This is a genomic window from Streptomyces sp. NPDC002845 (assembly GCF_053591955.1).
The window spans coordinates 1-4,909 of record NZ_JBSFUU010000178.1; the positions used below are offsets into that span (position 1 = coordinate 1).

3 protein-coding genes are annotated in these 4,909 nt (G+C 73.0%); 1 reads left to right on the forward strand and 2 read right to left on the reverse strand.

Annotated elements, in window-relative coordinates:
• Nucleotides 1–249 precede the first annotated feature (249 nt).
• Nucleotides 250–1,209 carry a lipoyl(octanoyl) transferase LipB gene (lipB, locus tag ACWD3C_RS47785; protein WP_451154985.1) on the reverse strand — a complete coding sequence of 320 codons (960 nt, stop codon included), beginning with the start codon at nt 1,207–1,209 and terminating at the stop codon, nt 250–252.
• 187 nt (nt 1,210–1,396) lie between these two features.
• Here lipB and ACWD3C_RS47790 point away from each other — a divergent pair, with 187 nt between their 5' ends.
• The gene (locus ACWD3C_RS47790) at nt 1,397–2,836 is read left to right on the forward strand and encodes a regulator (RefSeq protein WP_451154987.1); all 1,440 of its coding nucleotides are present in this window, start codon (nt 1,397–1,399) and stop codon (nt 2,834–2,836) included.
• 30 nt (nt 2,837–2,866) lie between these two features.
• Here ACWD3C_RS47790 and ACWD3C_RS47795 read toward each other — a convergent pair whose 3' ends face one another.
• Nucleotides 2,867–4,261, reverse strand: coding sequence for an NAD(P)/FAD-dependent oxidoreductase (locus ACWD3C_RS47795; RefSeq protein ID WP_451154989.1), 1,395 nt, complete (start codon nt 4,259–4,261; stop codon nt 2,867–2,869).
• Nucleotides 4,262–4,909: the final 648 nt, after the last annotated feature.

Sequence of the window (4,909 nt, forward strand, 5' to 3'; positions counted from 1 at the left end):
ACCAGTCGGCCCGCCCCCGCGCCAAGCCTTTTCAGCCCCGGCCAGGCACCCCCAGCCCGTCCGGCGCTTGAGGACGAGGCCGTTCAGGCCGATCCACAGCAACCCCCACCCACCCGCAGAGAACCCGCCTACCCCAGGGGGTCCAGGGGGCGGAGCCCCCAGGGCCGGGGTCGAAGGGGCGGAGCCCCTGAGGATGGGACGGGTAGGGGCGGCGGGGGCGAAACCACCCGGTAACACCCCCCGGCACGCCTACGCCGACGCCCGTTCCACCACCCGCGGACGCGGCTCCGCGTTCTCCAGTACGTCCCGCAGGTGCCGCTCCGCGACGGGCAGGACATCGGTGATGGTGACGTCGTGGTTCAGCTCGTTCGCGAGGGATGTGACGCCCGCGTCGCGGATGCCGCACGGGATGATGCGGTCGAACCAGGAGTTGTCGGGGTTCACGTTGAAGGAGAAGCCGTGCATCGTGACGCCCTTGGCGACGCGGATGCCGATCTGTGCGATCTTGCGGTCCTCGCGGCGCTGGCCGGCGTTGGAGGGGGCGTACTCCGGTCCGTTGAGGCGCGGGTCGAACTCCTCGTCGTGCAGCCGGGGGTCGAAGTCCAGGGAGAGCCCGCCGAGGGAGGGCCGCTGGTCCACAGGGTCGCCCAGCACCCACACGCCGCTGCGCCCCTCGACCCGCGTGGTCTCGACGCCGAACTCCGCGCACGTACGGATCAGGGCCTCCTCCAGGCGCCGCACATGCGCCACGACGTCCACCGGGCGGGGGAGCTTCTGGATGGGGTAGCCCACGAGCTGCCCGGGGCCGTGCCAGGTGATCTTGCCGCCGCGGTCCACGTCGATGACGGGGGTTCCGTCGAGGGGGCGCTCGTCGTCGGCCGTGCGCCGGCCCGCCGTGTAGACCGGCGGGTGTTCGAGGAGCAGCAGGGTGTCGGGGATCTCGTCCGCGAAGCGCGCCGCGTGCACCCGGCGCTGCTCGTCCCACGCCTCCTGGTACTCGACGGCCTCGGCGCCGAACCCCATACGGACGAACCGCAACTCACTCACGGCAAGCGCCTCCCTAGAAGCCCTGGATAGATGCGATGCATCGGATGCACTGGATGCAGTTGTTGTTGCGTGCGTTGCATTGGATGCATTAGATGCATGTGTTGCATGTGTTGCATGCGTTGCTGTGATGCATTTGTCAGGCGCGTGCTTCGCCCACGCCACTGTACGTCCGGCCGACGGCCGTCAGCCGTGGGATCAATCCTCACACGATCGGATGAATAGACGTCGAAGTGTGCGATCGGGCGCTTACTCTCCGCTACATTCACGCCGTCCAGGGAGGCCATAAGGCCTGCTCACAGGCAATCCGGGCAGATGGCCCAGCGCCGGAAGGCAGGAGACTGCACCACAGATGACGGAACGACCCGCGCAGCGCACCCCCAACCGCCAACTCGCCGCCCTCATCGCCGAGGCGGGGTTCTCCAACGCGGGTCTAGCGCGTCGTGTGGACCAGCTTGGTCTCGAACACGGGCTCGACCTCAGATACGACAAGACATCGGTCACGCGGTGGCTGCGCGGTCAGCAGCCGAGGGGGACGACCCCCGCGCTGATCGCCGAGGTGTTCACCCGGCGCCTCGGGCGGCGGCTCACCGCGCAGGACCTCGGCCTCGACGCGTGCGCCCCGGTGTACGCGGGCCTGGAGTTCGCCTCGACCCCCGAGGAGGCCGTCGACATCGTCAGCGGGCTGTGGCGCAAGGACTCCGGCAGCCACGCCGAGCTTCGCAAGATCGCGTTCACCCCGGCCGGACTCGTCGTGCCGAGCCGCGACTGGCTCATCGGCCGCGCCGACGACCGCGTCGGCCGCGGCGACCCGGGACCCGGCCGCATCCCGGCGCAGGGCAGGCCCGCCGTGCCCCGGCAGCGCAGCCAGACCGAACGCGGCCCCGGCCAGAAGGTCACCCCCGGCGACATCGCCGCCCTCCGCTCGGTCGGCGAACTCTTCCGCGCCCTCGACAACGCCTACGGCGGCGGCCACGCCCGCCAGGCCCTCGTCCGCTACCTGGAGCACGAGGCCGAGCCGATGCTCCGCGGTTCGTACGGCGAACAGACCGGCCGCCGCCTCTTCGCCGCCGCCGCCGACCTCACCCGGCTGGCCGGCTGGACCTCGTACGACATCGCCGCCCACGGACTCGCCCAGCGGTACTTCGTCCAGGCGCTGCGGCTCGCGCAGGCGGCCGGGGACCGGGCGTACGGTTCGTACGTGCTCGTCACGATGAGCCGTCAGGCGGTCTACCTGAGCCACGGGCGGGAGGCCGTGCAACTCGCGCGTGTCGCCCAGCAGGGGGTCGGATCGTCCGCGCCCTGCGTCGTCCAGGCGCTGCTGCACGCCGCCGAGGCGCGCGGGCACGGGGTGCTCGGGGAGGTACGGGCCTGCACGGCGGCGCTCGTACGGGCCGAGCGAGCCCTGGAGGCGGCCCGGCCCGACGACGAAGTGCCGCACTGGGCGCGGTTCTTCGACGAGGCGCAGCTCGCCGACGAGTTCGGCCACTGCCACCGCGACCTCCAGCAGTACCGGGCCGCCGCGCAGCACGCCGAACGCTCCCTGCAACTGCGCGCGCCCGGCTTCGCCCGCAGCCGCCTCTTCTGCCGCGTCGTCCTCGCCTCCGCCCGGCTCGGGCTCGGGGAACTCGACCAGGCCTGCCAGTTGGGCGCCGAGGCCGCCGGGCAGGCCGCGGAGATGCGGTCGGTGCGGGCGGTCGAGTACGTACGGGACTTCGAGCGGCGGCTGGAGCCGTATCGGGACGCGGCGCCGGTACGGGGCTACCGGGACCGGGTGGCGGCGCTGGGCTGACCACCCCGGGGCAGCCCCGCGGCGCGGCGGTCAGGCGGCTGTGCCGAACGGCTCCTCCGGCTCCTCCCGCGGGGCCGGGCGGGCGTCCAGGTCGGCGAGTACGGCCCGGGCGGCCCGGCGGGCCGAGTGCAGGGCGCCCTGCACCGTGCTCGTGTCGCGGTGGTCCCCGCACACGTACAGGCCGGCCAGCAGCCGTACCGGGCGCCGGAGGTCGTGCGGCGGAGTCATCGCGGGGACCGCCTCCGGGTCGTGGTGCACCGCGAGGAGCTCCCAGCGGGTCGTCGACGTGCCGTAGAGCCGGGCGAGTTGGGCGCGGACCGTGGCGTCCAGGTGGGCGGGGTGCGGGGGCGGGCCCAGCACGGTGGAGGTGATCAGGGCGCGGCTCGCCGGCGCCCGTGACGGGTCCACCTGGCTGACGACCGCCGTGTGCGAGACCGGGCCGCCGCGGTCGGCGTCCAGGAGCAACGCCGGTTCGGTGAGCGGGGGTTCGTCCGTGGCGTGGTGCAGGACCGTCACCGGGTGGAAGGCGGGGACGCGCAGGCCGGGGAGGAGTTCGGCGGCCGCCCTTGCGCCTGTGGCGATGAGGACGGCCCGGCAGGGGAGTTCGCCGTGCTCCGCCGTGGTCACCGAGGTCGTGCTGATCGCGGTGGTCCGTACGCCGGTGTGGACCGTGCCCGGGGGGAGTGTGGCCGCGAGCAGTTCCGGGAGCGTGTCCGCGCCGCCCTCCGGGATGCACAGGCGGCCCGTCGCGAAGGAGTGCAGGGCCAGGTCGGCGCAGCGGCTGGAGGTCTGCAGGGTGGGGTCGCCGAGCAGTGCGGTGAGGAGGGGGCGGAGGAAACCGTCGATGGTGCGGGGCGGGAAGCCGTGGGTGATGGTGAGGGTCTGGGCGGTGGGGAGTTCCGGGCGGGTGAGGAGGCGGGCGGGTGGGGTGGTGGCGAGGCGGGCGAGGGCGGTGGCCAGGCGGGACTGATCCGCGCGGGTGCCGCAGGGGCCTGGGCGTTGAGTGCCGTTGCTCTGCTGGCGGGGTAGGCGGGGGGCGCTTGCGAGGGCGCGTACGGCGGTGAATGCGCCCCTCGCGCTCCGGGGGGTGGTGGTGCTGGTGGGAGTGGTGTTCGCGCGGTGGTGGTGGCCGTTGTGGTGCAGCAGTACGTCTGGGGCGAAGGGGCGTAGGGGCAGGGTCTCCAGGCCTGGGGTGCGGCGGAGTTCGGGGTATGACGTGGAGAGCAGGCGGGGGGTTCGGTCGAGGCGGAAGCCGTCCACTTTGTCGGTGGACATGCGGCCGCCGATGGCCGGGGTGGCTTCCAGGACCGTGACGGTCAGGCCCGCCCTGGTCAGGTGCTGGGCCGCCGCGAGGCCGGCGATGCCGGCTCCGACGATGACCACGTCCGTTGCTTCCGCTGTGCCTTGGTGCACCGACTCAAGCACGTGCCCCTCCCGAGGTCGCGCGGCTGCTGGAGACGTCATGCCCCCAACAGGCTTCCGGAATACCCGAGTTCGTTGGGTTCGTGAGCTCGTGGGATCGTGAGCTCGCGATGAGGGTAGGTGGCCAGGCGGCGAGGGGAAGTCGCGCATGGGGCTCGCACGGGCGCATGGGGGGTGGTGGGTGTGCATCTGTTTCCGGTGGGCGTGGGGGTTTGGGGCCGGTTTTTTCGCCCCCGCCGCCCCTACCCGTCCCATCCTCCAGGGGCTCTGCCCCTTCGACCCCGCCGGTAGGGGGTGGGTGGTGTGGGTTGTTTGGGGGGTGCGGGTTGTGTGTGGCTGGTCGCGCCCACGCGGCGGAGCCGCACATCGATACGGCCCCGCGCCCCTTGTGGGGCGCGGCTTCGGTACAGGTCTGCAACCAGTCGGCCCGTCCCCGCGCCAAGCTTTTTCAGCCCCGGTCAGGCACCATCAGCACGGCCGGCGTTTGAGGACGAGGCCGAAGGCCGATTCACCGCCCACCCAGCCGCACACTTCCAGCCCACCCCGGCCCCCTCCAGCCCGTCCGGCGTTTGAGGACGAGGCCGTTCAGGCCGATCCACAGCAACCCCCCCCCCCCCCCCCGCGCCCCCCCCCCCCCCCCCCACCCCCCCC